Source organism: Chryseotalea sp. WA131a, assembly GCA_025370075.1.
In the GTDB taxonomy this organism is placed as follows: Bacteria; Bacteroidota; Bacteroidia; order Cytophagales; family Cyclobacteriaceae; genus ELB16-189.
Genome location: CP073016.1, coordinates 1,861,713 through 1,886,333, shown reverse-complemented (window position 1 = coordinate 1,886,333; position 24,621 = coordinate 1,861,713). Strand labels below are relative to the sequence as shown.

Below are 24,621 nucleotides of genomic sequence, written 5' to 3'. Positions count from 1 at the left end.
TGAAAAATTGTAAAAAGGAATTAAGGCTTTCCAGCCATTTTCACCTGCTTTTTCGAATAACTTCCATAAACCAAGATAAAGAGGTGCAAGAAGAGGCAACAAAGCAATAACAATGAAAAAATCATTTAATTCATCCATGAATAAGTAATGTTATAAAATTTCGTGTGCAAAGAAAGCTAAAAATATCTTAAGTCAGAACCCCAAAAAATCATCCATTTTAAAAACCCCTTTTTTTCCTTTCATCCACTCGGCCACCACTACAGCACCCCATGCAAAGCCTTGACGGGAGTGGGCCGTATGGGTGATTTCAATATCATCCACCACCGATTGATATTTTACCGTATGTGTGCCGGGTGCCGGGTCAACCCGGAATGAATTGATAACGATCGAATCAGGTGAATGGGTTACGATTTCGGGTTTGTTTAGCTCCCATTTTTTTTTGAGCGGTATATTTTTGATAATACCTTCTGCCAGGGTAATGGCTGTCCCACTGGGAGCATCTTTTTTTTGCGTGTGGTGTGTTTCGTCAATGGAAGCCTTATACTCCGAATACGGCTTCATCAACTTGGCTAATTGCTCATTCAATTTAAAAAACAGATTGACGCCCAAACTAAAGTTGGAGGAATACAACAAAGCACCTTCTTTTTGAAGGCATTCGTTTTCTATTTCTTTTGCATGCTGCAACCAGCCCGTTGTGCCACATACCACGGGTATTTTTTTTTCGAAGCAGAATTTTAAATTTTGGATTGCTGACTCGGGTTGCGTAAACTCAATGGCTACATCCGCCAGTTGATTGAATTGGAACAGCTCTTCTTGGTTATCTACTTTGCCAATAATGTGATGGCCGCGCTGCAGGGCAATTGCTTCAATCGCTTTGCCCATTTTGCCATAGCCAATCAATAAAATATTCATACCCAGAAGTTTTATACTTTTTGTTAATCAAAATTTGAGCACGATTGACATGCCCACGGTTGACCCTGTCAGGTAACTGTTTTGCATCGCGGGCTCAATACTGGCTTTCAGCCGAGGGTTCACATCAAACTCTTTCAGGTGAGCATCCACATGGGCATCGATCAGTTGAAGGATGTAAAAGAATCCGGTAAATATCATGAAGTAATCTCGCTGCCGCCTGGCCTGATCGACAATGTTCCGAAGGGTAGTCTCGTCTCTGCCTGATGGGCTAGCGCCTGTATTCAGTAAAGTGAATAACTCATTTCTGTATTTGTTCCCTGTTTGACTGTAAAAATCAACAACCAATCCTAATCCAATAACTCCACCATATACCAATGGTACCTTCCAATATTTTCGATTGTACACCTGCCCAGCGCCTGGCAAAATAGCTGAGTACAACAATGCTTTTCGCGGATTAAAGCGTGCAGTATAGGCTTGCACGGATATTTTTTTGCCCCTGCGAATAATGGAATCAGACGGCAGCACTTGAATGGTGTCTGTTTTAACTTGATTGGTTGAGTCGGTAGGGGTTTCTTGCGCCCACAGCGAAGTGGCGCATAAAACAAAAGCACAAAAGAAGAGTGTTCTCTTGTGCCAAATTGTTTGCAAAGAAGTTTTACTTAAATCGATCACGTTACAGTCTCAGTATTTCTAAAATCCGGTTCAAATCTTCAATCGATAAGAACGGAATGCGAATATCGCCTTTTTTACCATCGCTCTTTACAGAAACTTTCGTGCCAAAGTGCGATGACAGACGGGTTTGTAATTGATGAACTTCTTTATTGGCTGGTGCAGGCTCGTTGTTTTTAGATAGTTCCTTATGGTTGGTCATCAGCTCGCGCGCCAATTCTTCTACTTTGCGCACCGATAGATCTTCTTGCAGCGTTTTCTTAAAGATGTAAAGTTGGGAGTCGGCATTGTCTACATTGATGATGGCCCGCGCATGGCCCATGCTTATTTTGTTATCCCGTAAGGCTATTTGAATATCGGGAGGAAGTTTTAATAAGCGCAGGTAGTTCGTAACAGTAGATCGGTTTTTACCTACACGCTCGCCCAATTCTTCTTGCTTGAGATTGCATTCCGAAATTAACCGCTGGTAGCTCAGCGCAATTTCCACCGGGTTGAGATTCTCGCGCTGAATGTTTTCGATCAAGGCCATTTCCAGCATCTGCTGGTCGTCTGCTGTGCGCACATAAGCAGGCATGGCCTTTAAGCCGGCTCGCTTGGAGGCTTGAAACCTACGTTCGCCCGAGATTAATTGATACTGATGCCGGGCCAGCCTGCGTACGGTAATGGGCTGTATGATACCATGCACTTTAATGGACTCGGCCAATTCGTTGAGTGCCTCTTCATCAAAATATTGACGCGGCTGAAACGGATTGGTTTCAATTTCCTCTACGGAAATTTCGTTGATCCCGCTCGTGCCATTCGCACTTTCGTTAAGGGCATTGTGGCTCGCCACTTCCACTTCTAGTTTTTCTTCTGTGGGCGTATCGCTCAAGAGCGCACTTAATCCTCTACCTAATGCTACTTTCTTGCTCATTTCGATATTCCGTTTTTGCTCAATATTTCATGTGCTAAGTTCAGGTAACTGATGGCACCTTTGCTTTCGGCATCGTGTACAATCGCAGGCAATCCAAAACTTGGCGATTCGCTCAATTTTACATTTCGTGGAATAATAGTGTTGAAGGCAATATTTTTAAAATGCGTTCGCACTTCTTCTACCACTTGGTTGCCGAGTGAGGTACGGGAATCATAGAGTGTCAATAGAATTCCTTCTATCTCCAATTTTGGATTCAACCGGGTTTGAATGATTTTAATAGTATTCAACAATTTTCCCAAACCTTCCAAGGCAAAGTATTCGCACTGAACGGGTATCAAAACTGAATCAGCAGCCGTGAGCGAGTTGATGGTAATCAAGCCCAACGAAGGAGAGCAGTCAATAATAATGAAGTCGTAATCGTTTTTGATTTTCGTTAAACTGTTACGCATTTTTTCTTCGCGGTGCTCAATGTTTACCATCTCTACTTCGGCACCTACTAAGTCAATGTGAGAGGGCAGTATATCGAGAAATTTTAAATCATTTTTTACGATGGCATCGGCTGGAGCGAGTCCGTCTACCATGCATTCATAAATGCTCTTTTTTATTTCCTTCGGATTTAAACCCAAGCCCGATGTGGAATTAGCTTGCGGATCGGCATCGACCAACAGCGTTTTGTATTCCAATACAGCCAAGCTGGCCGCTAGGTTAATGGCCGTAGTGGTTTTGCCCACACCACCTTTTTGATTTGCAATCGCAATGATTTTGCCCATAAATTCAATCAATTTGAAAATTCGCTAATTTGAAAATTCGTTAATTCGGCAGTTTAAAAATGCGATGTTGACAGTTAAAGGCATGGCGTTTTCAAATTGACTAATTTCAAATCTTCAAATTGAGTTAGCAAATATAGGGGGCGGGGGCAATCGTGGAACGTTCGTGGAACATTACTTATCCACGTACTGTCAACAAGAATTGAACAATTTGAAAATGCGACAATTTGAAGATTTAGAAATGCTTACCTCACTAATCGTTTTAAATTAGCTCATTTTCAAATCTTCAAATTATTTTTTCTTCTTAGCCTGCGCAGCTTTTTTGGCTTCTTCACTTGCTTTCATGGCTTCTTCCAACTTCGCCATAAATTTAGATTTCGAACCGGTGCCACCGCTAGTGGCCGCTTTTTTGCGATTTTCCTCCATGATCGCCTTGATCTTATCCTCATCCACAAATCGCTTGATGATGGCCTGTTGACTGAAAGTTACCAAGTTGGATACGAAGTAATAGAAGCTCAACCCCGCTGCAAATGAATTCAATACGAAAAGAAAAACAACGGGCATAATGTAACCCATTGTTTTCATCGGACCCGTCACAGCCGTCATTTGATTATTCTGCCAAGTATAGATGATGGTAGAGGCCGTCATCAACAATACAAATAAACTTACGTGCGCTCCATAGAATGGAATCTCAAATGGCAAATTCAAAATTGAATCATAAGTAGATAAATCTTCTGCCCACAAAAATGCTTTTTGTCTCAATTCTATGGAGATAGGGAAGAAGTAAAACAGTGCAAACAAAAATGGCATTTGAACCAGCAATGGAATACAACCACTGAACGGGTTCACACCTACTTGCTTATAGAGCTTCATGGTATCTTGTTGTGCCTGCGCCATGTTATCGCCATTTTTTTCTTTAATGGCATCTGTTTCTGGCTTTAGCAAACGCATTTTGGCCATGCCCAAATACGAGCTGTAGGAGAGTGGCAACAACAACAACTTCACCATCAACACCAACAAAACAATGATGAGACCGTAGTTACCGATGAAGCTCTCTAGAAACTTAAAAGCTGGGATAACCATAAACTTGTTTACCCACAACATCGGAGGCCAGCCCAATGAAAGATTTTTAGAAAAGCCGGGTGTTACTTCCGAAATGATTTTGTAGTCGTTGGGGCCAAAGTAATAGGTGAAATTGGCTTTGTTGTTTTGAACATCGGCCGTGGGCACAAACAATTCAACACTGGCATTTTTAACCACCTGGGTGTTGGCCTCATTGGTTTGTTGCTTTAATTCTCCACCTGAGAAAGAGTTTTGTGCAATGATGCCACTGATGAAAAATTTTTGCTTAATGGTAACCCACTTCACAGGCTCAGCTAATACTTGCTCTGCTTGGTCGGCCGTTTCACTTAGGTAGTCGTGCTTTTCATCAACAAAATAATAGTTGATGGTCGTTTTAGTTCGGCTGTCTTTAAGATCTTTTTCTTGCAGCGCAATGGGGTCTTGCCATTGTAGCGAAAGGTTGTTGCCTCCGAATGTTACGCCTTTGGTTTGTAGTTTATAGCCAATTTCAAAACCCTTGGCGGGGATGGAATAAATGTGCTTTAAAAAGGTATCGCCACCCAGTTGCGCGGTAAAAGTGACAACGGTGGTATCCGCTTTTTTCGTTTGATCAACTTGGTAGAAAAGCTGATATAAATTTACGGGCTGGCCTTCGTATTGAGTGCGCAATGCAAACGAATTGTTACCATTGTTGATTAAGTACAAGGGTTGTTGTGAATACGTTTTGAAATTCTTTAACTCCACATTTTTTAAAATGGCGTGGCTGGAGAAGTGAAGGCGCAGATCAGCATTCTCAATAGCCAGAGTTTCTTCTGTGCCATTCAAGTAACTCCCCAAATTTCCGTATGACTTAACTACCGCACTGTCAACTTTGGTAACTTCGGCTTCTGCCGATTTTTGAGAGGGGACTACCTGAGTAGTATCCATCACCTTGGGCGGTTGTGGGGTGGGGGAGGGAGATAAATAAAAATACAACATTAAAAGTGCTGCAATCAATACCATCCCAATGGCCGAGTTCCTATCCATTTTTAAATTTTAGATTTTGTGATTTTAGATTTATGATTTGATCGAAAGAATTTTGAAGTCAAAATTTATAACAAAACTACCACCGAATTAACTACTTACCACTTACCACGGCCTTATTCTCCATAGCTGCTTCCACAAATTTCACAAACAAGGGGTGCGGATTTACAACGGTGCTTCTCAATTCTGGATGGAACTGAACACCCACAAACCACGGGTGATCTTTCAGTTCTACAATTTCTACCAAGCCCGAGTCAGGGTTTACACCCGTTGCTTTTAAGCCAGCCTCTTCTATTTGCTCCAAATATTTATTGTTGAATTCGTAGCGATGGCGATGGCGTTCATGAATCATCGTCTCGCCATAGATTTGATTTGCCTTCGATCCTTTTTTGATTTTGCAAGCATAAGCTCCCAAACGCATCGTTCCTCCTTTGGTGGTAATTTTCTTTTGCTCCTCCATCATGTCAATGACTGGGTGTTTTGATTTTGGATTCAATTCCGTAGAGCTGGCATCCAATCCCAACACATTGCGGGCAAACTCCACCACCGAGCATTGCATGCCCAAGCAAATTCCTAAAAAAGGAATTTTGTTTTCTCGCACATATTTGATTGCTTGGATCTTCCCTTCTAAACCTCGTTCGCCAAACCCAGGGGCAACCAACACGGCATCCAATCCTCTTAAAATTTCTTGAACCGTTTCTTGATTGATATCTTCCGAAGAAATCCATTTCAGATAAACCTTGCAGTCGTTTTGCGCACCTGCGTGGATAAATGCCTCCGCAATGGATTTGTAGGCATCCGGCAATGAAACGTACTTGCCCACCAATCCAATGGTCACTTCATTAAGTGGATTTTTTAGTTTGCCTAAAAATGTTTTCCATTGTTCCAGTTCGGGCTCGTGCTTGGTGGTCACTTTTAACTTGGCCAGTACACGCTCGTCCAGTTTCTCTTTCTTCATCAACAGCGGCACATCATAAATGGTATCAGCGTCCATCGCCTCAATGACCGAATTGAGGTTGACGTTGCAAAACAGGGCCAACTTTTTTCGTATCTCCATCGATAATGGATGTTCGGTGCGGCAAACCAATATGTCGGGTTGCACACCGTACGAGAGTAGTTCCTTTACGGAGTGTTGTGTAGGTTTAGTCTTTAATTCCTTGGCAGCTTTTAGATAGGGGATAAGTGTAAGGTGAATTACCAATGCGCTGTTAGCTCCTAAATCCCACCGCACCTGCCGAACGGCCTCCACAAATGGAAGGGATTCAATATCACCAACGGATCCACCAATTTCAGTGATGATAAAATCGTATTGCCCTGTTTCACCCAATTGAAAAATATTACGCTTGATTTCGTCTGTGATGTGCGGCACCACTTGCACGGTTTTGCCCAAATACTCACCATGACGTTCTTTGGTGATGACATTATTATAAATCCGACCTGTGGTAATATTGTTAGCACGTGATGTGCGGATGTTCAAGAATCGCTCGTAGTGGCCTAAATCTAAATCCGTCTCGCCACCGTCATCCGTTACATAGCACTCGCCATGCTCGTAGGGGTTCAACGTTCCTGGGTCGATGTTAATGTACGGATCAAACTTTTGAATGGTGACCGAGAAACCCCTTGACTGTAAGAGCTTTCCGAGTGAGGCGGAAATAATACCCTTACCCAGCGAAGAAGTTACCCCTCCGGTAACGAATATATACTTAGTGTGAACAGACATGTAAGCCTAAAAATTTGGCCGTAAAGGTAGCTGGATTTAGCAAAAAGGTGGGATAGCTACAGTAATTATTTCGTTTTTTGAAAAATAAAGGGTGTGTTTGAAAATGGTTTTAAGTAATGCTAGTGTTATGTTAACTGTACTTTGGCGTACGGGGCTATAAAGTCGGCAGTGGGCAGGATACGGTGTGCATTATAGGACTGGCGGTGACTGCCTACTGGTGACTGCCTACTGCCTACTTTTTAAATGACGTCATAATACATTTAACTTATCACTAGGTTATAACCTGCCACTAGAAATACATTAAACCGAGATTTGCATTTACAGAAGTCAAGTCTTTGACTTTTTTGCCCGATAATATCAAATAGTCCGTTCCAGCCATATTCGTTTTTCTACACTCACAGAGATGTTCAGGGTTGGTTAACCATGACAATAATATTAAAACAGCTCAATCACCCCATAAACTCCGATATCAACCGATGAAAGTGATGCGTACCCATTTCGCGGGTAACCGAATATCTTCCATACTTATAAAACCTAGACCTCACTCCTTTCTGCACGTTTTGGACTACGTCTTCATCTTCTAGTTCTACTTTGTGCAAGTCGGCACCCGCACCTTGGCGCAGTTTGCTTTCGTCCCACACATAAGAAAGAAACGACACTTTTGTTTTGTGAATAGAAATAGGTTTGATGATGTTGACCGATAAACCCCACGGATAGAAATTGAACATCATATTGGGAAATACCCAAAAGTAATAGCCGGCAATATTTTTTCCGTAATCGGGAGAAGATGCAGGCAAATCAAAAACCAGCTCGCCTCCTTTGGCCACGCCCAATTGCAAATTCGAATACTTAAAAAGCTCCACATGGTAGTTTCCATAATCGATGATGGAGTTTAAACCTGCATGGACAAAAGGAATATGAAAACCCTCCAGGTAATTTTCGCAATACAATGCCCAATGCGCGTCAATCACATAATCTTTAGAAAGTTCTGGATGGAACACGAATTCGTTGAGCGGCATCCATCCTACCCGCTTGGCCATGTCACCAAAAAAAGCTTCCGCTGGAATTTTATTGCTCAGAGTAGAAAACAATAACTTTCCCCATTGATGAATTGGCAAGCTGGTCAGATTATCTACTTCTGTAGGAAAACCCTTTACTTCCTTGAACTCCGGCATCGACAAAAAGTCTCCATTGAGATGAAACCTGCGCCCATGATATTTGCATCGGATGTCATTTAACTTGCAAGGCTTCTCTACCAACAAATTGCCTCGGTGCGTACAAACATTTGAAAGGCAATGCAGCTTGCCTTGCTTGTCGCGCGAAAGTAAAAGTGGCTCATTGAGAAAACCGTCCAGCAAATTCACCGGAGTAACCCAACCACTATCTTTTACTTGATCTGCATCACCAACCAAATGCCAACTATGTGCAAAAATCTTTTCCTTGGACTCTTTAAAGTAATTCCGATCCAAGTAAAAATCGGTGGTGATGGTCTTTGCTTGGGCAATTTCAGGATGAATGTTGAATGATGCCATAAAACAGTAATTTAGGGTTAAGTTAGCAAACGTCATTTTACCGACAAACTTTATCAGTAACATGACCGTACTAGCAAACAAAATCAATCCCTCATGAAAACACAAAACATTGTTTATTGGGCCGTCCGCATCATTGCTGCTTTCATCATGCTTCAAACCCTGTTCTTTAAATTTACAGGTGCGGAAGAATCCATTTATATTTTTACCCAAGTGGGCATTGAACCGTGGGGCAGAATTGGTACGGGTGTAATGGAGTTGATCGCTTCTATCCTACTTTTGATCCCTTCAACTGTATGGATTGGGGCTATTTTAGGAATGGGCTCTATGGGTGGAGCGATTATGACACACATCGCCATCCTCGGCATCGATGTAAAGGTAGATGGTGTGCATGGAGATGGTGGTCAATTGTTCGCTTACGCCATCATCACGTTGCTATGCTGTGCCATTGCATTTTGGATGAGCCGGAACACGTGGCCTTTGTTCTTGAAATCAATTATAAATGTAAAGTAGAGTTACTTTTTTTTGGTTTTGGCCAAAATCTTTTCAAGTTCTTCTGCAAAGGTTGGCAAATCTTTAAAGGATGCGCGCAATTCCTTAATCAAATAATTTGGCGGAATCTCATCGCGGTAAACCTTTCCACTTAAGTCTTTTAGCAAATCAATCGCATCCTTTTTAGTTGCGAAATCGGGAGCAGCCTCTATTTGTTTGATAAATTCATCTACAGATTTAGTATTATCTAAAATTACAGTTGAAGCCGGTATCTCTGTATTGCGTTTTTCGGTCTTAAACTGAAGGCAACTATTAAACTCATCAATAATCTTGTCAATCTCTTTCCTTCCCAAATCACCATTTTTAACACGTTCGCTTACCGTAGGGCAATCCTCCAAGAATTTTGAAAGGCTCTTCTTAAAAGTAAGGTTGGGCATCTCCAAGCCTCTACCATCGCGCATCAAAAGATAACGACCGTCATAACCCGTTTGGTTGGGCATCCTAAAACCATACAAGCTTAAAAAGCCAGACTTCAAAAGCTGCATGTATTTGAAACGACCATCGAATTTGACAGTTTTAAATAAAACACCTTCGTCAAATACGGTAAGTATTTCCGTGCTGGTGTAGACCTTCTTTTTCTTGTTGACGTGTAGCTGCACCTGATCATTTAGGTCGTAGGCCAAAATTTTCACCTCCCCTTTTAGCGTATCGCCTTTGGAGGTGATAGCGTAGTCGGTTTGAGCTAGCGTTTCTACCGCCATAAGAACAAAAGAAATCAAGTATATTATTTGCTTCATACTAGTTTAATTCAATCCGCAAAATAGCTCAGGAATCATTCAAAAACCACCGAATAAATAAAATACAAGATGATCAACAAAATCATAACCCCATACATCACCAAATCCACCCGCACATAGGGCTTGTATTTATCGTACATCTCTTTTAAACCCTTCAGCATATCGATTGTCTTATTTCGTTGTGTAAATATAGCCTAGCCTACCGTGATTATTTTAAAATCCATTGTACTTTAGCTTTCAATTCCGAATGATTATGCGTAAAATCTTCCTGCTTTTACTCCTTCTTCCTTCATTTTTGTTTGCTCAAGAAATCATCAACGAAAACAACCCCCCCTCTTTAAAATGGTTTCAGGTAAACACCCCCCACTTCCGGGTATTGTTTCCGCAAGGCTTTGATGTACAAGCGCAACGGATGGCCAATACCCTAGAGCACATTCACGGTCCCGAATCAAAAACTATGGGGGCTAGTCCGCGCAAAATATCGGTGATACTTCAAAATCAATCGGCCGTTTCAAATGGGTTTGTATCGATTACACCGCGTAGGTCAGAGTTTTATGCAATGCCCTCACAGAATTATAATTTTCTGGGCAATAACGATTGGCTAGATTTATTGGCCAGTCACGAATACCGCCACATGGTGCAGTTTCAACATGCCACGCGTGGCTTTAATAAATTATTATACTACACCTTTGGTGCAAATGTATTGGCAGGCATGAGCTATGTAGCCGCCCCCGAATGGTTTTGGGAAGGCGATGCCGTGGCTACAGAGACAGCCTTTACCTCAAGCGGTCGAGGAAGAATACCGAATTTTGAATTGCTGTTCCGCACCAACTTAATGGAAGGCCGAACATTTAACTACCATAAACAGTATCTGCGCTCGTATAAGCACAACATACCCGATCACTACGTGCTGGGTTATCAAATGATTTCGTACTTGCGCAAGAAAACAGGCAATGCCGAAGTGTGGGAAAATGTAACCAGACGTTCGTGGAACATTCCGTTTATTCCTTTTGCATTTTCAAATGCGTTGAAAAAAGAAAGTGGCACGTATGTGACAGGGCTTTATCGTGATATGGCTGCACAATTGAAAAAAGATTGGCAAGCACAACTGGATACATTGCAACTCACCACTTTTGAGCAAGTGAATCCACGAACCACCAAAGCGTATACCGATTACAAATTTCCGCAGGTATTATCGGATGGAAGTATCCTCGCACAAAAATCGGGCATCGGTGATATTGAAACATTGATAATTCTTAAAAACGGTGTGGAGAAAAAAGCATTCGTGCAAGGCCCCATCAATACCACGGCCATGATGTCAACAGCCAACAACCGCGTGGTGTGGAACGAATACCGGTTTGATCCACGGTGGCGTGTAAAGAATTACTCCTCCATTGTGGGGTATGATGTTGATACAAAACGGAAGCGAGTGATTGCGAACAAAGGAAGATATGCTGCTGCTGCACTTTCGCCCGATGGATACAAAGTGGCCACGGTTGAAACCACCACCGATTACTTGACAAACTTAGTAGTATTGGATTATTTCACTGGGAAAGTTCTTATAGAGTTTAGTAATCCGAACAACGATTTTATTTCCATGCCGCACTGGAGCGAAGATGGCAAAACCATCATTGCACTAAAGACAAACAAGCAAGGCAAAGCCATTAGCAAGTTCGATACGCAAACGGGGCAGTCGGCAGATTTGACTGATTTCTCGGACGAGAATTACGGATATCCTGTGCCTGTTGGAAAATACATTTTATACAACTCGCCCATTAGCGGTATTGATAACATCTATGCGTTGGATATGGAATCCAATCAGCGCTACCAAATTACGTGCAGTAAGTATGCGGCTTACAATCCATGTATATCCAAAGATGGAAAAACCATTTACTACAACAACCAAGGCAAAGATGGAATGGATGTGGTAAAAATAAACTTTGACCCCACGCTATGGAAACCGTGGACGAAAAAGGCGCAGCCCTCCTATTCGTTTGCGCACTTGGTGGAGCAAGAGGGTCATCCTGATTTGCTAAAGAACATCCCGCAAGAAAACTTGAAGGTGAAAAAATATTCAAGGTTGAAGGGAATTATTAATCCGTATAGTTGGGGTGGGTATTTTACAAATGATTTGACACAGGTAAATCTTGGAATTACTTCCCGTGATTTATTGAGCACCACCACTATCAATGCAGGATATTTATATGATTTGAATGAAAGGACAGGTGCTTGGAAAGCCACTGTCAGCTATCAAGGACTTTTTCCAATTATTGATTTTTCAGTAAGTCAGGGTGATAGAAAAATCAATAGAGGTGCATTAACTGTAACTACGATAACAGGCCCATTTAACGGCCAGCGGACAGAAACTAAAAACACTAAAGATTTAATTATTAACTGGAAAGAAAAAAATATTGAAGCTGGTTTACGTATTCCACTGATAACTACAACCTCACGGTTTGTTAGCGGTATCACATTCAGCAATTCAATTGGATTTACTCAAATATCAGATTTTGGAAACTCATTTAACAATCAAAGAATCATTCCCAAAAAGATTGTAAATGATAGCATTCGAGATTTCTATTTTGGAAATGATATAGCTTCTAACGGCAATTTACATTACAATAAGTTTAGCATTTCGGCTTATCGCTTGATTAAGCAAAGTAGAAGAGATATAAATAGTAAGTGGGGTCAATCTGTATACTTAAATGCTTATAACACTCCTTACGGTGGTGATTTTATTGGCTCACAATTCTCGGTTTATGGTATCATGTATTTTCCTGGACTATTCAAACACCATTCCATTTGGGGATATTTCGCGTATCAAAAAACTCAACTTGAATTCCTCTATTTCGCAGACAAAAAACGAACAACATTAATTGACAATAGCACGTATTTGTTCCGTAATCAAATACCACTACCCAGAGGTGGACTAGGTTTATATCGCTCTCAAGATTTTTATTCTATGTCAATTAACTATACTATGCCAATATGGTATCCAGATATGGCATTTGGCCCCCTTGTTAATCTTCAACGAATTAGAGCAAACGGTTTTTTTGATTATGGATACGGAAGCAGTCCAAAATTCAATGATTCCGAGACGTTTGTTTCAACCGGGGTAGAGGTAAAGCTAGACTTAAACGTAATGCGTTTACTCCCTCAATTTGATATTGGCTTTCGCTATTCAATTGGTCTCAAGCCATCAATATCGCTTTTTGAATTGCTAATTGGAACGTTTAATTTCTAACTAACAGTTTAGAAATATGAAAATACAAATTTTGATCAAGGAAAATTTGACAAAAAAGAGACTCACCTAAGCTAAGTGAGTCCTTTTTCTAAAGTTAGAAATATGCTCAGGAGTAAGCCCAACCAAGGGGCTTGTAATAATTAGATGTTCTTTTAAATCTTTAGGGAGGGAATTGAGACTTGTATCATCATCAATAATTACAAAATCTGTTTCAATGTCATGAGTATTTAACCATTCTAAAATTTCGTCCTTTCTTTTTTTGAAATCATGATTTACGCTTAGCGTTAATAATTTATCAATTTTAAGCCCTCGTCTTTCAAAAATTTTTTTCCACATGTCAATTGTAAATCTAGCCCGATGTGAGGTAGTAAGAACTACAGTCGTGTCATTAGAAATCAAACTCTTTAGTGCGCTAATTGCTTTTTGATTAAACGTAGGAATGCCATCCACCAAATTTGGAGGGGCTTTCCATCCGGCAGCTTGAACCATTACACCGTCTATGTCTAAAAAAATCAACATGGAACAAAAGTACGAAAGTTATTTTAGCTTTTTCATAAGGTCTTCTAAAGTCAAGTCATTATACCTGGCATCCTCTTCGGTTAACATCTTTATTTTGGCGTCTGTATCCCAATCTTCATCAACTAATTTAACTGATTTCCAATCAATAGGTTCTTTTGCGATAGTTCTTGGGCAAGCTGCTTGGTCTAATTTATACCCCACTAACAAGGAGGCCAGGTACCGATGATGTCCGTTTACAATTAGATTTCCATCAACACTAATGCTAGAGAATACTAAACCGATAGACATCTTTTTTGCAATCCTTTCTATGATTGGGAAACACAACCTGTCATGGGTTGATACGAGGGTCAGATTCTCATTCTGCATCATCTCGATCAAGTTATCTTTTGTTAACATCAAATTTTTCGTTTAAAAAATCAAATCCTCTCCAACACTTTCTCAATCAATGATTCAATCACTTTGTTGGGATTCTTAGAGAACTTGTTCTTAATACGATTGGCAATGATGGCATTAGCACTCAATACATCGTGCCCCAGCAAACGTCCCATGGCATAGTAACCAGATGTCTCCATTTCAAAATTGGTGAGCCAGAATTCTCCTTTGTGGTAGTAGTTCAAATCTTCTAGCAACTTAGGGAAACGAATGGGCAACCGAAGTTCTCTTCCTTGTGGCGCATAAAAACCTGGACAAGTAACGGTGTTGCCTACCAACATTCCATTACCGATAGATTCTCGTAATGACTCAGAACCCCGCACAACATACGGCATAAATGGAAGTCCAGTTTTTTTTTGAATATCGTGTGCCACACCGGTTTCAAAATCGTCCATGGGCAGATCATAAAAATTCATCAGGTTATCCAACCCAACCGCATAATCAGAAACCAAATGACTTCCCACCGGGATATCTTCCTGCAACGCACCCGATGTACCGATGCGGACAATTTTTAGTTTCTTTTTTCGAGGCTTCGGCTCACGCGTTTTCAAATCTATATTCACCAATGCATCTAACTCATTAAAGAAAATTTCAATGTTGTCGGTGCCAATGCCGGTGCTGATAACCGTGATGCGTTTATTATTGAATTTTCCAACATGCGTAATAAACTCACGCTTGTTCATTTCAAACTCCACCTCATCAAAAAACTGACTTACCATATACACCCGACTGGGGTCACCCACAGTAATGATCGTGTCGGAGATATTTTTTGGCAATAAACTTAGGTGATAGACACTGCCATCGGAATTGAGTATTAAATCGGTTTCAGAAATTTTTGCCATTTGTTTAGAGACTGGTTACTAGATTATGGATGCAGGCTTCAAGCATCTCGTATCTAAATTAAATCACTTTACCACCTGCGCAGGGTTTCCAAAAACCGTATCACCGGCCTTTACAGGAGCAATCACCACCGAGCCAGCACCAATTCGAGCTCCTTTGCCAACTTTTATGCCCGCTACAATCGTAACACCTGAGCCGATGAATACTTCATCTTCTATGGTTACGTTCTGATTGATTGTAGAACCTGCCCCCACTTGCACAAAATCGCCCAACTTAGTCTCTACCCCGATGGTGGCATTGGCTTGAATCAAACAGTGGTTGCCAACCTTTGCAGAGGGTGCTAAATAACATCCATAATCGATAAAGTTTCCATGACCGATCTCGGCTTTCAATGATACCATCGATTGAGGATGCACCGCATTGACAGGTTGCACATGCCGTACTTCCTGTAGCATTTTCACCAATGCCTTGCGCACTTTGGTTTCATCTACTGCCACAAAAGCTTCGCACTTTTTCCCAATCAACTTCAAAAAGCCATCGTCATCGGTAACTCCGTAAACGGTTGCTTCATCTATTTCAGTTTTGTGTAATTTCTTATCATCATCTAAAAAACCATAGATCACTACTTCATTCCTCTCAAAGATTTCCTTGGCTGCGCGGCCAACGGCATTCGCTCCTAAAATAATAACTGGGTTTTTCATTTATCAATCTAATCTGAACGGCAAATTTACTGGTAATTCTCGATTGAATCTACAGAAGCAGATTAAACTATTTAGGTAAATCGGGTCCGCTGCGAAACAAATGATTAATAGCGGGATGATAGGCAGATAACGCAAAAACAAAAAAAGGCAGAAACCCAATTCGGTAACGCGATAAGGTGCCGAAGTTAGGAGATGACAGAGCCAAAAAAACTGTTAACAAAATAGAATAAGTAAAAATGGGAAGGAGAACCTCCCCTGGTAGTTTCCTTCGGGTCATTATCCACCATACAAACAGAATTAGCAAGAATAAATTCTCCATGGCTGCGAACCAGCCCATCAGTCCGTGGGCCTCCCACACAAATGGCCGAAACAACCCTGAGAAAAGTGCGATAGGAGTGTTGAGGCAAAAACTCCACCACGTTTCATTTAAACCAATATATTCAATACAGTTTCCGTGCTTCGAAAGGTTTACGAATTGCTGATTGTTCTCAAACACCACTTCCAACAGCCGATGAATATAAAAATTTGGATGGGTGAGAGTAACCAAGGCAAGAATAAAAACAAAAATCAACAACCAAATGCCGTGAAGAGAGATTGGTTTCATTGCTGATTTATTCTTGATAAAAAATGTGGCTATCGTGGTGATTACTACAGCAGCATAGAGAGCTGCCCAATAATATTTCAGTTGCCACAAAAAATAAAAAGCTATTAATGAAAATAATGTTTCCCAAAAATTTAGGTTTTGAGAAACCAGGTATCGAACAAGTGTGGCCGTAATCAGGTAAAGAGCTGCCAAAGCAATCGTTTCTTTAATCAATCCAGAAGACCAAAAAACAACTGATGGAAAAAATAAAATGGCACCAGCAGCAGCCGATGATAACGCTGGAAATAATTGACGGATGGTGAAAAACAAAAACCAAGCCGATGCAAACGAAATCATTGAAAAATAAAGACAAGCTATCCAGTAATTGTCGTTTGACAGTAACGCGAATACGCTAGCAAACTTTACCAATAATACTGAACGGTCTGATGAAATCAGTTGATTAAAAATTTCGGGATGCAAATCTTCGCTCCATAAAAAACGGATGTAACTCACAAAATCAGTTTTTGCCAATTGGCTAAGTTGAACAGCATCTGAAAAAAAATTCCACGTGTCACCTACTGCATAGTAATTTTTGTAAACCAAACCAAGGGCAATAGCACAAACAAATCGCATTAACCAGGACGACCAAAACAACCAAGGATTAACGGGCTGAAATCTTTTGTAAAGCACAACCGTAATGATTGAAAGCAGCAAAAAGCTAAATACGTATTGAAGAAAATTCACAAGGAAGAGGGCTTAAGCAACGTTGAGCCAATCACACAATTCAGGCAATTCCTTTTTTGACACATGTTGTTATATTGCTCTATCAGGGCTTGCGAATCAAAAGATGATTTTACCTTCATACCAATATCTTCCCACACGCGGGTAATTTTATTTTTTTCCGTAGGTAAATTTTCTAACCACTGGATAGCCCGCTCGACATATCGATTATCGTCTATAGTCTGTCCATAGCTCACCAGCACCGGCACAATCGAATTGATGATTATATTTTGAATGCTACTTTCACCAAGTGCTGCCACTTTTTTCTGCGACTTGCTACCAAAACGGTAATGATTTTGCCAATAATCGGATTGGTTCACTTCAAACAATTTGTAAACATCGTGAAGTGATTCAGTCTCTACTATCTGCGAGAAAAAATTACGGTTGTGATAGAGCAAAGAAGCAAATTGGGCTATTCGTAAGGTGGGAAAATTGGCGGGGCGCAAACGTAGAAATTTCCATTGAGCCGCATGCAATTGAACATTGCCAAGCGTATACTTTGTCTTCAACAACTGATATTCTCTGTAAAGCGAGGCCACATACTCATCTTTGGTTTTTGTTTCCAACATACCCGCCCCACCCAATAGCAAGGCTTCTATTTGCAACAAGCTGTTGCTTTGCTTTTTCAGCATCCGAAACGGAATGGTTGATGCCAATCGCAAAAATGGTTCAGCATTCACCTTAAAGCCAAAGTTTTTGGCCAATTGCTGATACAATGTTTCTTCCCAATCGCCTTTGTTTGCAGCATGGGCGGCTAATACCAAAGCAGATTTGCTATTTAACCGCTGCATCAAGGCTTTATCCAGCATTGATAGTTTAATCAAGTCCTCCATCTTTGCAAACGATTTAGCACAAGGAATTGAAAAAGCACTGTTAACAAGTTTTTGGTATAATTTAACAAGAGTAGAGTCAACACGATCCGCTAACGCCAATGTGGGGATGACTGAACCGTCCTTTCGAATGATGGGCAAATCGTGTTTCCATACTACATGTAAAATCACATTATCATACGCGGCATCCAAATGGTGTCGGTGTTGGTTCCAATCCGATGAATTGATATGTATCTCCACATGGCCGGCCCAATCAATATCGCCAATCTTTATTTTAGCATTCGAAAAGTCTGGACCCGCATCTGTATTGTGAACTCCGTTTTTGAAAATAGAGAGAAGTTCTCCATTGGTAGTCTTTAAACCTTCCCGATTAAAGTATTGGCACTGCCAGATATAATGGAGAAAGGATTCATGCATGACTGAGTCCATTCTTAAAAATTCCTACGATAACCATTATCACAAAAATCATCATCATGATAGCCCCGATTCCAGCAATCAAATTCAGAATCGATATTGTACCGTGTGAGACTATTTCTCTCGTTTCACTTTCTGTTAAAATTTGACCAAAGGTTTTTCTTCTTCCGTTCTCAAGCCAAATCTTACACAAACCAATAATGAACCTGAATGGATAAAGTATGAATGTAATCAAGACTCCCACAACATCCATAACTACAAGTGCTGTAAGTAGACTTCCATTTCTTTTTGAGTCTTCATCGCTTCCCTCCTGGCCACTTCTGCAAAATCCTCCTTGCTTGATGCATAGATAATTGCTCTTGAAGAATTGACCAATAAGCCACACTGACTATTCAATCCGGCTTTCGAAACAGCTCCTAAATCTCCCCCTTGTGCACCAACGCCTGGCACAAGAAAAAAATGCTCAGGGGCTAATGCGCGTATGGCACCAATCTTTTCTGCGTGGGTTGCACCCACTACATACATCATTTGGTCGGGTGTGGCCCATTGCTGCGAAGCAAAAATCACATGTTGAAAAAGGAAGTGACCATCGTTGGATTCCAGCAATTGAAAATCACGACTGCCCGAATTGGAAGTATGAACCAACAGTATGACCCACTTGCCGCTGAATTCTAAAAATGGTTTGACGGAATCTTCACCCATATAAGGAGCAACGGTAATGGAATCAAAATTCATCCGTTCAAAAAAAGCTTTGGCATACAAGGCACTGGTATTACCAATGTCGCCACGTTTGGCATCAGCAATGGTAAAGCAATCAGTAGGTAAATAATCCAAGGTCTTTTGCAAACTCTCCCAACCCTTAGGGCCGAGTGCCTCGTAAAATGCGATGTTGGGTTTGTAGGCTACGCAATACTCGTGGGTTGCGTCAATAATTTGCTTATTAAATTCAAAAACGGGGTCGTCTGTTTTCAGCAAATGTTTGGGTATTTTGTCCAAATCGGTATCGAGCCCCACACATAGATACGATCTCTTTTTTTTGATTTGCTCAAATAGCTCTTGGCGGTTCATTGTATAAAAATAAAGAAACTTGCGGTAATTCTATTTGTAAAAAACCGAAATGACTAAACAAAAAAAAGTCGGCTCTCACCGACTTACTATTTTCTTGAAAAAAGAACTACCTCAAATCATTTACTTCCACACCAGGATATTTTTTCACATCAAAAGTAAAGAAGGCATCATCTAATTTTAGATTAGGAGTAAACTTGGTAATGGAATATCGATAGCGATTACCAGAGCGATCAAACATTGTCCAGCTATGGATGCTTTTGTCCTTTTTAGAAATCATCATCTTGATTTTAAAATACTGCGCGTTTTTCTTCTCGGGCACCAAGTCAACTTCATCTACTACAACACCCGCCTCTGTTTTTTCACCCAAGTGTACGTATTTAAAACCTTTTTTATAAATCTCAAATATTTTTACTGGATTGATCTCATCCGACTTTGGGTCAAAGTTATCGATGCTCACTTCTTTGGCCGATGGCAGGTAGGTCCATACCGTAGCACCGTTATTAGTAATCTCCTGATCATCCAAAATCAACTTGAATTTATCGCCCTTTACGGTGATTTTTCCTTTGAATTCTTCCTTTACGCCATCGGTCTCGTTGGTCATGGCCGAGGTAATGTTTGCCTCAAAAGTGGGAATGGCTTTGTATTTTTTGCTCATGGCTTCTAGAATCTCTAATGCCTTGGGGTCGTATTGAGCCATCAACATCTTACCTGCAAACGTTAAAATGGCCACTGAAACAAACTTTTTCATCGAATTGGTTAAAATCTACATTATGGTTTACTGTGTTTATCTTTTAAATCAGTCAATAATTGTTCCAAACTAGTTTCGTCTTTAATCAAAACCTCCCGTGCTTTCGAACCCTCGAAAGGGCCTACAATTTTAGCTGCTTCCAATTGATCAATTAATCGACCAGCTCGGTTATATCCAAGTTTCAACTTTCGTTGGATAAGGGACGTGCTTCCTTGCTGGTGCATGACGATTAATTTTGCGGCTTCTTCAAACAACCCATCGCGCTCCGATAAATCTACCGCATTTGCCCCACCCTCGTCTTCACCTTCAAACTCAGGCAACAGGTAAGCTGAATCGTACCCTCGCTGCGCACCAATGTAATCGCAGACTTTTTCAATCTCTGGTGTATCTACAAACGGACTTTGCAAACGGATCACATCTGAACCCAATGACAACAGCATATCGCCCATGCCCACCAATTGATCGGCTCCGCCTGAATCTAAAATCGTGCGCGAATCGACTTTCGAAGTTACTCGGAAAGAAAGCCTTGCCGGGAAGTTTGCTTTGATAACACCGGTGATTACATTAACAGAAGGTCGTTGTGTAGCAACCACTAAGTGTATGCCAATAGCGCGAGCCAATTGTGCTAATCGGGCAATTGGGGTTTCTACTTCTTTACCGGCTGTCATCATCAAATCGGCCAACTCATCAATCACTAAAACGATGTAGGGTAAAAAGCGATGTCCTTCTTTTGGATTTAGCTTTCGTCCAACAAATTTAGCGTTGTACTCCTTCAGGTTTCGCGCACCCGCATCTTTCAAAATTTCGTAACGGTTCTCCATTTCAATGCAAAGCGAATTGAGGGTGTACACTACTTTTTTGGTATCGGTAATTATGGCCTCTTCGCTATTGGGGAGCTTGGCCAAGTAATGTCTTTCTATTTTACTGAAGAGCGACATCTCCACTTTCTTCGGGTCGACCAACACAAACTTTAATTGGCTCGGGTGAAGTTTGTAAAGTAGTGAAGTTAAAATCACATTCAGCCCCACCGACTTACCTTGGCCTGTAGCACCTGCCACCAACAAGTGTGGCATCTTGGCCAAATCAATTACCAATAATTCATTTGAGATGGTTTTGCCAATGGCAATGGGTAAGTCCTTATCCGATTTTTGAAAACGCTCAGAAGCCAACACCGAACGTATGCTTACCATCTCTCGGTTTTTGTTTGGCACTTCAATACCAATGGTGCCCTTGCCGGGGATGGGTGCGATAATCCGAATACCCAGCGCTGCAAGGCTCAAGGCGATATCATCTTCCAAATTTTTGATGCGTGAAATTTTGATACCCGCATCGGGTACGATTTCATAAAGGGTAACCGTTGGGCCAATGGTGGCCTTAATGCTTTGAATACCAATTTTAAAATTGGTAAGTGTAGCAACAATTTTGTCTTTGTTTTGATTCAGTTCCTCTTGCGATACTTGCACCTTTCCTACTTCGTACTCATTCAACAACTCAATGGGCGGAAATTTATAACTACTTAAATCAAGAGTGGGGTCATAGAGACCTTTTGCCTCTACTAATTTTTCGGCTACCGCATCACTTTCTACAATTGGGTCTTCTATTGTAAAGAGGGGTTCAATTTTTTCTTTGATTTCTACTTTCTCGGCCTCAACCTCCAATTTTATTTCAGGGATTTTTGTTGGCTCGGTTGGTTGCTTCATCAAAAGCAATTCACCATCATCTTCTTTTTTATCCGGCCAGTTATCTCGTTCATCGGTATAGGTCGGCTTGATGATGTCTTCTTCTGGCAAGAATGCATCGTTGCCGATTGGTTTAGGGTTTTTTACTTGAAAGGCATTGATGGCTGTAACGTTATAGAAATAAATGATGAAGATAAACAGCGACAGTATCAACACCATAAATGTTCCCCACCCGAGCAATCCATCCGAAACTTTGGCCAATTCGTAGCCAAGACCTCCACTGAGAAAACTGATTTCATTCACACCAGCCAACGTGTGGGTTAAATAGCCTAACAACAAACAAAGCCATAATCCCGCGAAGACGGAAAAAATAAAAACTGAAAAAATCGATAATAATTCACGCTTGAAAACCATCTTGAATCCCACCAAAAACAACAGAGGCGGAATGGCAAAGGCAGAGATGCCCAACCATTTAAACATGAGATAGTGCGAAGTAATCGCTCCGTAAAGACCTAGCCAGTTTTCTGCTTCTCGTCCGGATTCAAGCAAATTGGTATTCCACATAGCCTCTACTACACTTTGGTCGGCCTTGCCGGTAAATAGGTAGGATATAAATGCAGTAAAAAGGTAAAGCGCAATAATGATAAAGAAAAAACCGCTGGCCAGAATAAAGCGCGCATCTTGAAAAAAAGAAAAACTGAACTTGAACTTCGATTTAGGCGACTTCCCTTTCTTTTCTTTCTCAGGTTTCTTAAATGTATTGGACTTGTAGGTGTTTTCGGCCATCGCGTATTTACCGCAAATCTAAGCCAAAATATGGTAAAATCGAATGGCTTTGTTGAGCGATGAAGCGATGAAAATCATTTACTGGTGTGTGTTCCCTGGGCGGAGGTAGGTAAAGCGTGGGCTACCACTGGCAGCCTAACATCGCATAATTTTGTGAGGGATGTGCCATTCAAAAATTTGTAGATTGAACGTATTGGCAAACCCAACATCGGTTGGTTTTTGCGTTCCCACTGGCTAAAGGCAAGTCAGACAGAAAATGCAGTACCGGATTTTTAAAATTTTCACTTTTATTCATCCACCGATTCACAGCCCGTAGCATTACTGCGGATGCGCAACCGCACACGATAAATTCCATGTGTGAGATACTGTTGACCCAATTGAATATCAACAACTTGTGAAACATTAGTCAGAATTGCCGCAAAACTTATTACTCACAGGCTGCCCACAATTGATACACTTTCCATAGCTTCTCACTTTTGATAGTAAGTTTGCAAAAAAGCAAAACCATACTAATATTAACTTGTTCTTAGCTTAAAATAATGAAAGCAGTTGTTATTGGATCAGGTGTGGCGGGTTTGGCATCAGCCATCCGTTTGAGGTGCCAAGGGTTGGAGGTTCATGTCTTTGAAGCCAATGCTTACCCAGGCGGTAAGTTGAGTGAGTTTAGTTTAGATGGCTATCGCTTTGATGCCGGACCATCTTTGTTTACCCTTCCTTATTTAGTAGATGATTTATTTAAGCTCGCGGGCAAAAACCCCCGCGATTATTTCAACTATCAACGCATGGAAGTTTGCTGTAAATATTTTTATGAAGACGGAACGCAACTCACAGCCTTTGCTGACCGGAAAAAATTGGCAGAAGAAATTGAACGGAAATTTGGAGTTTCACCTAAGACCGTCAATGATTATCTCGAACAAAGTGGAGCAACATACCAATCTGCTGGAAAGATATTCTTAGAGAACTCGCTGCACAAACTTTCTACTTGGCTTACTTGGCCGGTTGCAAAGTCATTGTCAAAAATCCATCGCTACGGAATTTTCACCACCATGAACAAGCTGAATGAAAAACGGCTACAACACCCCAAGCTTGTTCAGTTGTTCAATCGCTATGCCACCTACAACGGTTCCAATCCCTACCAAGCGCCCGGCATTTTAACTTCTATTCCTCACTTGGAATTTTCCATCGGCACGTATTTGCCGAAAGGAGGGATGCACGCCATTACGTTGGCGCTTTATAAACTGGCTGTTAATTTGGGTGTGAGGTTTTCCTTTGATCAGCAGATTACAAAAATTGGGAATAGTAATAATCGTGTAACCGGTGTAGAGGTGCACAAGCAATTTGTTTTTGCGGATGTGGTGGTTTGCAACATGGATGCGTATTATGCGTACCGAAAATTGATGCCGACAGTAAAAGCTCCTGAACGAATTCTAAAGCAAGAACGCTCTAGCTCTGCGCTTATTTTTTATTGGGGAATCAATCACTCTTTTCTAGAATTGGATCTGCATAATATATTTTTCAGCAGCGAGTACGAAAAGGAGTTTCAACATATATTTGAACTGAAGTCGGTATATAATGACCCTACCGTGTACCTCAATATTACGAGTAAGTACGAACTGGCTGATGCACCCAACGGAAAGGAAAATTGGTTTGTTATGGTAAACGTGCCAGCGAATGTAGGGCAGGAGTGGGAGACTATCATTTCACAAACCCGGCAAAACGTTATTGCTAAATTAAGTCGACTTTTAAAAATGGATATTGCTGCATTGATTGAGGTAGAAGAAATTCTCGACCCGCGTTCCATCGATTTGAAAACTTCATCTTACCAAGGGTCGTTGTATGGAACAAGTTCCAATAATCCCTTTGCAGCCTTTCTTAGGCATAAAAACTTTTCTTCGCAGTTTGATAATTTGTTTTTTTGCGGAGGCAGCGTGCATCCAGGAGGGGGTATTCCGCTGTGCTTGCTGTCTGGGAAAATAGTGGGGGAGTTGGTTGGGGAGAAGTTTAAAGTTTAGTTGTCTGAGTTCAAGGTTTAAAAAAGTTTAAAGTTTAAAGTTCAAAGTTGAAAGTTCAAAGTTTAAAGTTGGAAGTTTAAAGTTCAAGGTTTAAAGTTTAA

The 24,621-nt window shown here is 41.0% G+C and carries 20 protein-coding genes; 3 read left to right on the top strand and 17 right to left on the bottom strand.

All coding sequences use genetic code 11. The features are described 5' to 3' along the window. Positions 1-192: 192 nt before the first annotated feature. The 7 genes from dapB to KA713_08430 all read right to left on the bottom strand — a co-directional run bounded on the left by dapB (position 193) and on the right by KA713_08430 (position 8,598). Positions 193-912 (bottom strand): 4-hydroxy-tetrahydrodipicolinate reductase, encoded by a 720-nt coding sequence (gene dapB / locus KA713_08460; protein UXE68587.1) that lies wholly within the window; start codon positions 910-912, stop codon positions 193-195. Between the two features lie 27 nt (positions 913-939). Further along, on the bottom strand, positions 940-1,560 hold the full coding sequence (locus tag KA713_08455) for a hypothetical protein (protein UXE68586.1): 621 nt from the start codon (positions 1,558-1,560) through the stop codon (positions 940-942). Positions 1,561-1,585: 25 nt separating this feature from the next. Beyond that, on the bottom strand, positions 1,586-2,494 hold the full coding sequence (locus tag KA713_08450; GenBank protein ID UXE68585.1) for a ParB/RepB/Spo0J family partition protein: 909 nt from the start codon (positions 2,492-2,494) through the stop codon (positions 1,586-1,588). Further along, the gene (locus KA713_08445) at positions 2,491-3,264 is read right to left on the bottom strand and encodes a ParA family protein (protein UXE68584.1); all 774 of its coding nucleotides are present in this window, start codon (positions 3,262-3,264) and stop codon (positions 2,491-2,493) included. Before KA713_08445 ends, KA713_08450 begins: the two co-directional genes overlap by 4 nt. A 288-nt stretch (positions 3,265-3,552) precedes the next feature. Then, positions 3,553-5,349, bottom strand: coding sequence for a membrane protein insertase YidC (gene yidC, locus KA713_08440; GenBank protein UXE68583.1), 1,797 nt, complete (start codon positions 5,347-5,349; stop codon positions 3,553-3,555). Positions 5,350-5,440: 91 nt separating this feature from the next. Then, on the bottom strand, positions 5,441-7,066 hold the full coding sequence (locus tag KA713_08435) for a CTP synthase (GenBank protein UXE68582.1): 1,626 nt from the start codon (positions 7,064-7,066) through the stop codon (positions 5,441-5,443). Between the two features lie 449 nt (positions 7,067-7,515). Beyond that, positions 7,516-8,598 carry an aromatic ring-hydroxylating dioxygenase subunit alpha gene (locus tag KA713_08430; protein ID UXE68581.1) on the bottom strand — a complete coding sequence of 361 codons (1,083 nt, stop codon included), beginning with the start codon at positions 8,596-8,598 and terminating at the stop codon, positions 7,516-7,518. Positions 8,599-8,691: 93 nt separating this feature from the next. Between KA713_08430 and KA713_08425 the strand changes: the two genes are divergently transcribed. After that, a complete protein-coding gene (locus KA713_08425; protein ID UXE68580.1) occupies positions 8,692-9,108 on the top strand; it encodes a DoxX family protein in 417 nt (138 codons plus the stop codon). Between the two features lie 2 nt (positions 9,109-9,110). Here KA713_08425 and KA713_08420 read toward each other — a convergent pair whose 3' ends face one another. Further along, on the bottom strand, positions 9,111-9,884 hold the full coding sequence (locus tag KA713_08420) for a hypothetical protein (protein UXE68579.1): 774 nt from the start codon (positions 9,882-9,884) through the stop codon (positions 9,111-9,113). A 253-nt stretch (positions 9,885-10,137) separates the two neighbouring features. Here KA713_08420 and KA713_08415 point away from each other — a divergent pair, with 253 nt between their 5' ends. Next, positions 10,138-13,128, top strand: a complete 2,991-nt coding sequence (locus KA713_08415) for a hypothetical protein (protein ID UXE68578.1) — start codon at positions 10,138-10,140, stop codon at positions 13,126-13,128. 66 nt (positions 13,129-13,194) lie between these two features. On the opposite strand, the gene KA713_08410 is transcribed toward KA713_08415, so the two are convergent. From KA713_08410 to KA713_08370, 9 genes are all read right to left on the bottom strand, one after another. Continuing rightward, a complete protein-coding gene (locus KA713_08410) occupies positions 13,195-13,647 on the bottom strand; it encodes a hypothetical protein (GenBank protein ID UXE68577.1) in 453 nt (150 codons plus the stop codon). Between the two features lie 18 nt (positions 13,648-13,665). Beyond that, positions 13,666-14,043: a hypothetical protein gene (locus tag KA713_08405; GenBank protein UXE68576.1), complete on the bottom strand. Its 378-nt coding sequence runs from the start codon at positions 14,041-14,043 to the stop codon at positions 13,666-13,668. Between the two features lie 20 nt (positions 14,044-14,063). Then, on the bottom strand, positions 14,064-14,921 hold the full coding sequence (locus tag KA713_08400; GenBank protein ID UXE68575.1) for a nucleoside phosphorylase: 858 nt from the start codon (positions 14,919-14,921) through the stop codon (positions 14,064-14,066). A 63-nt stretch (positions 14,922-14,984) separates the two neighbouring features. Further along, a complete protein-coding gene (locus KA713_08395; GenBank protein UXE68574.1) occupies positions 14,985-15,620 on the bottom strand; it encodes a NeuD/PglB/VioB family sugar acetyltransferase in 636 nt (211 codons plus the stop codon). 67 nt (positions 15,621-15,687) lie between these two features. Continuing rightward, positions 15,688-16,947: a hypothetical protein gene (locus KA713_08390; protein UXE68573.1), complete on the bottom strand. Its 1,260-nt coding sequence runs from the start codon at positions 16,945-16,947 to the stop codon at positions 15,688-15,690. Next, the gene (locus KA713_08385; protein UXE69080.1) at positions 16,944-18,230 is read right to left on the bottom strand and encodes a DUF2851 family protein; all 1,287 of its coding nucleotides are present in this window, start codon (positions 18,228-18,230) and stop codon (positions 16,944-16,946) included. The genes KA713_08390 and KA713_08385 overlap by 4 nt, the downstream gene beginning before the upstream one ends. Before the next feature lie 252 nt (positions 18,231-18,482). After that, on the bottom strand, positions 18,483-19,295 hold the full coding sequence (gene pyrF / locus KA713_08380) for an orotidine-5'-phosphate decarboxylase (protein ID UXE68572.1): 813 nt from the start codon (positions 19,293-19,295) through the stop codon (positions 18,483-18,485). A gap of 106 nt (positions 19,296-19,401) precedes the next feature. Next, positions 19,402-19,998, bottom strand: coding sequence for an outer membrane lipoprotein carrier protein LolA (locus KA713_08375; protein UXE69079.1), 597 nt, complete (start codon positions 19,996-19,998; stop codon positions 19,402-19,404). Positions 19,999-20,063: 65 nt separating this feature from the next. Continuing rightward, positions 20,064-22,508 (bottom strand): DNA translocase FtsK 4TM domain-containing protein, encoded by a 2,445-nt coding sequence (locus tag KA713_08370; protein UXE68571.1) that lies wholly within the window; start codon positions 22,506-22,508, stop codon positions 20,064-20,066. Between the two features lie 539 nt (positions 22,509-23,047). Here KA713_08370 and crtI point away from each other — a divergent pair. Continuing rightward, entirely contained in the window at positions 23,048-24,520 is a 1,473-nt protein-coding gene (crtI, locus tag KA713_08365) for a phytoene desaturase (protein ID UXE68570.1), read from the top strand. The last annotated feature ends 101 nt before the right edge of the window (positions 24,521-24,621 follow it).

Excerpts from the sequence above, each read along its gene's own strand:
- KA713_08445 (UXE68584.1), bottom strand. The coding sequence starts at position 3,264 with ATGGGCAAAATCATTGCGATTGCAAATCAAAAAGGTGGTGTGGGCAAA.
- KA713_08395 (UXE68574.1), bottom strand. The coding sequence starts at position 15,620 with ATGAAAAACCCAGTTATTATTTTAGGAGCGAATGCCGTTGGCCGCGCA.
- KA713_08410 (UXE68577.1), bottom strand. The coding sequence starts at position 13,647 with ATGTTGATTTTTTTAGACATAGACGGTGTAATGGTTCAAGCTGCCGGA.
- crtI (UXE68570.1), top strand. The coding sequence starts at position 23,048 with ATGAAAGCAGTTGTTATTGGATCAGGTGTGGCGGGTTTGGCATCAGCC.
- KA713_08375 (UXE69079.1), bottom strand. The coding sequence starts at position 19,998 with ATGTTGATGGCTCAATACGACCCCAAGGCATTAGAGATTCTAGAAGCC.
- KA713_08425 (UXE68580.1), top strand. The coding sequence starts at position 8,692 with ATGAAAACACAAAACATTGTTTATTGGGCCGTCCGCATCATTGCTGCT.
- KA713_08405 (UXE68576.1), bottom strand. The coding sequence starts at position 14,043 with ATGTTAACAAAAGATAACTTGATCGAGATGATGCAGAATGAGAATCTG.
- KA713_08415 (UXE68578.1), top strand. The coding sequence starts at position 10,138 with ATGCGTAAAATCTTCCTGCTTTTACTCCTTCTTCCTTCATTTTTGTTT.
- KA713_08420 (UXE68579.1), bottom strand. The coding sequence starts at position 9,884 with ATGAAGCAAATAATATACTTGATTTCTTTTGTTCTTATGGCGGTAGAA.
- KA713_08370 (UXE68571.1), bottom strand. The coding sequence starts at position 22,508 with ATGGCCGAAAACACCTACAAGTCCAATACATTTAAGAAACCTGAGAAA.
- yidC (UXE68583.1), bottom strand. The coding sequence starts at position 5,349 with ATGGATAGGAACTCGGCCATTGGGATGGTATTGATTGCAGCACTTTTA.
- KA713_08430 (UXE68581.1), bottom strand. The coding sequence starts at position 8,598 with ATGGCATCATTCAACATTCATCCTGAAATTGCCCAAGCAAAGACCATC.
- KA713_08450 (UXE68585.1), bottom strand. The coding sequence starts at position 2,494 with ATGAGCAAGAAAGTAGCATTAGGTAGAGGATTAAGTGCGCTCTTGAGC.
- KA713_08435 (UXE68582.1), bottom strand. The coding sequence starts at position 7,066 with ATGTCTGTTCACACTAAGTATATATTCGTTACCGGAGGGGTAACTTCT.
- KA713_08400 (UXE68575.1), bottom strand. The coding sequence starts at position 14,921 with ATGGCAAAAATTTCTGAAACCGATTTAATACTCAATTCCGATGGCAGT.
- dapB (UXE68587.1), bottom strand. The coding sequence starts at position 912 with ATGAATATTTTATTGATTGGCTATGGCAAAATGGGCAAAGCGATTGAA.
- KA713_08385 (UXE69080.1), bottom strand. The coding sequence starts at position 18,230 with ATGCATGAATCCTTTCTCCATTATATCTGGCAGTGCCAATACTTTAAT.
- pyrF (UXE68572.1), bottom strand. The coding sequence starts at position 19,295 with ATGAACCGCCAAGAGCTATTTGAGCAAATCAAAAAAAAGAGATCGTAT.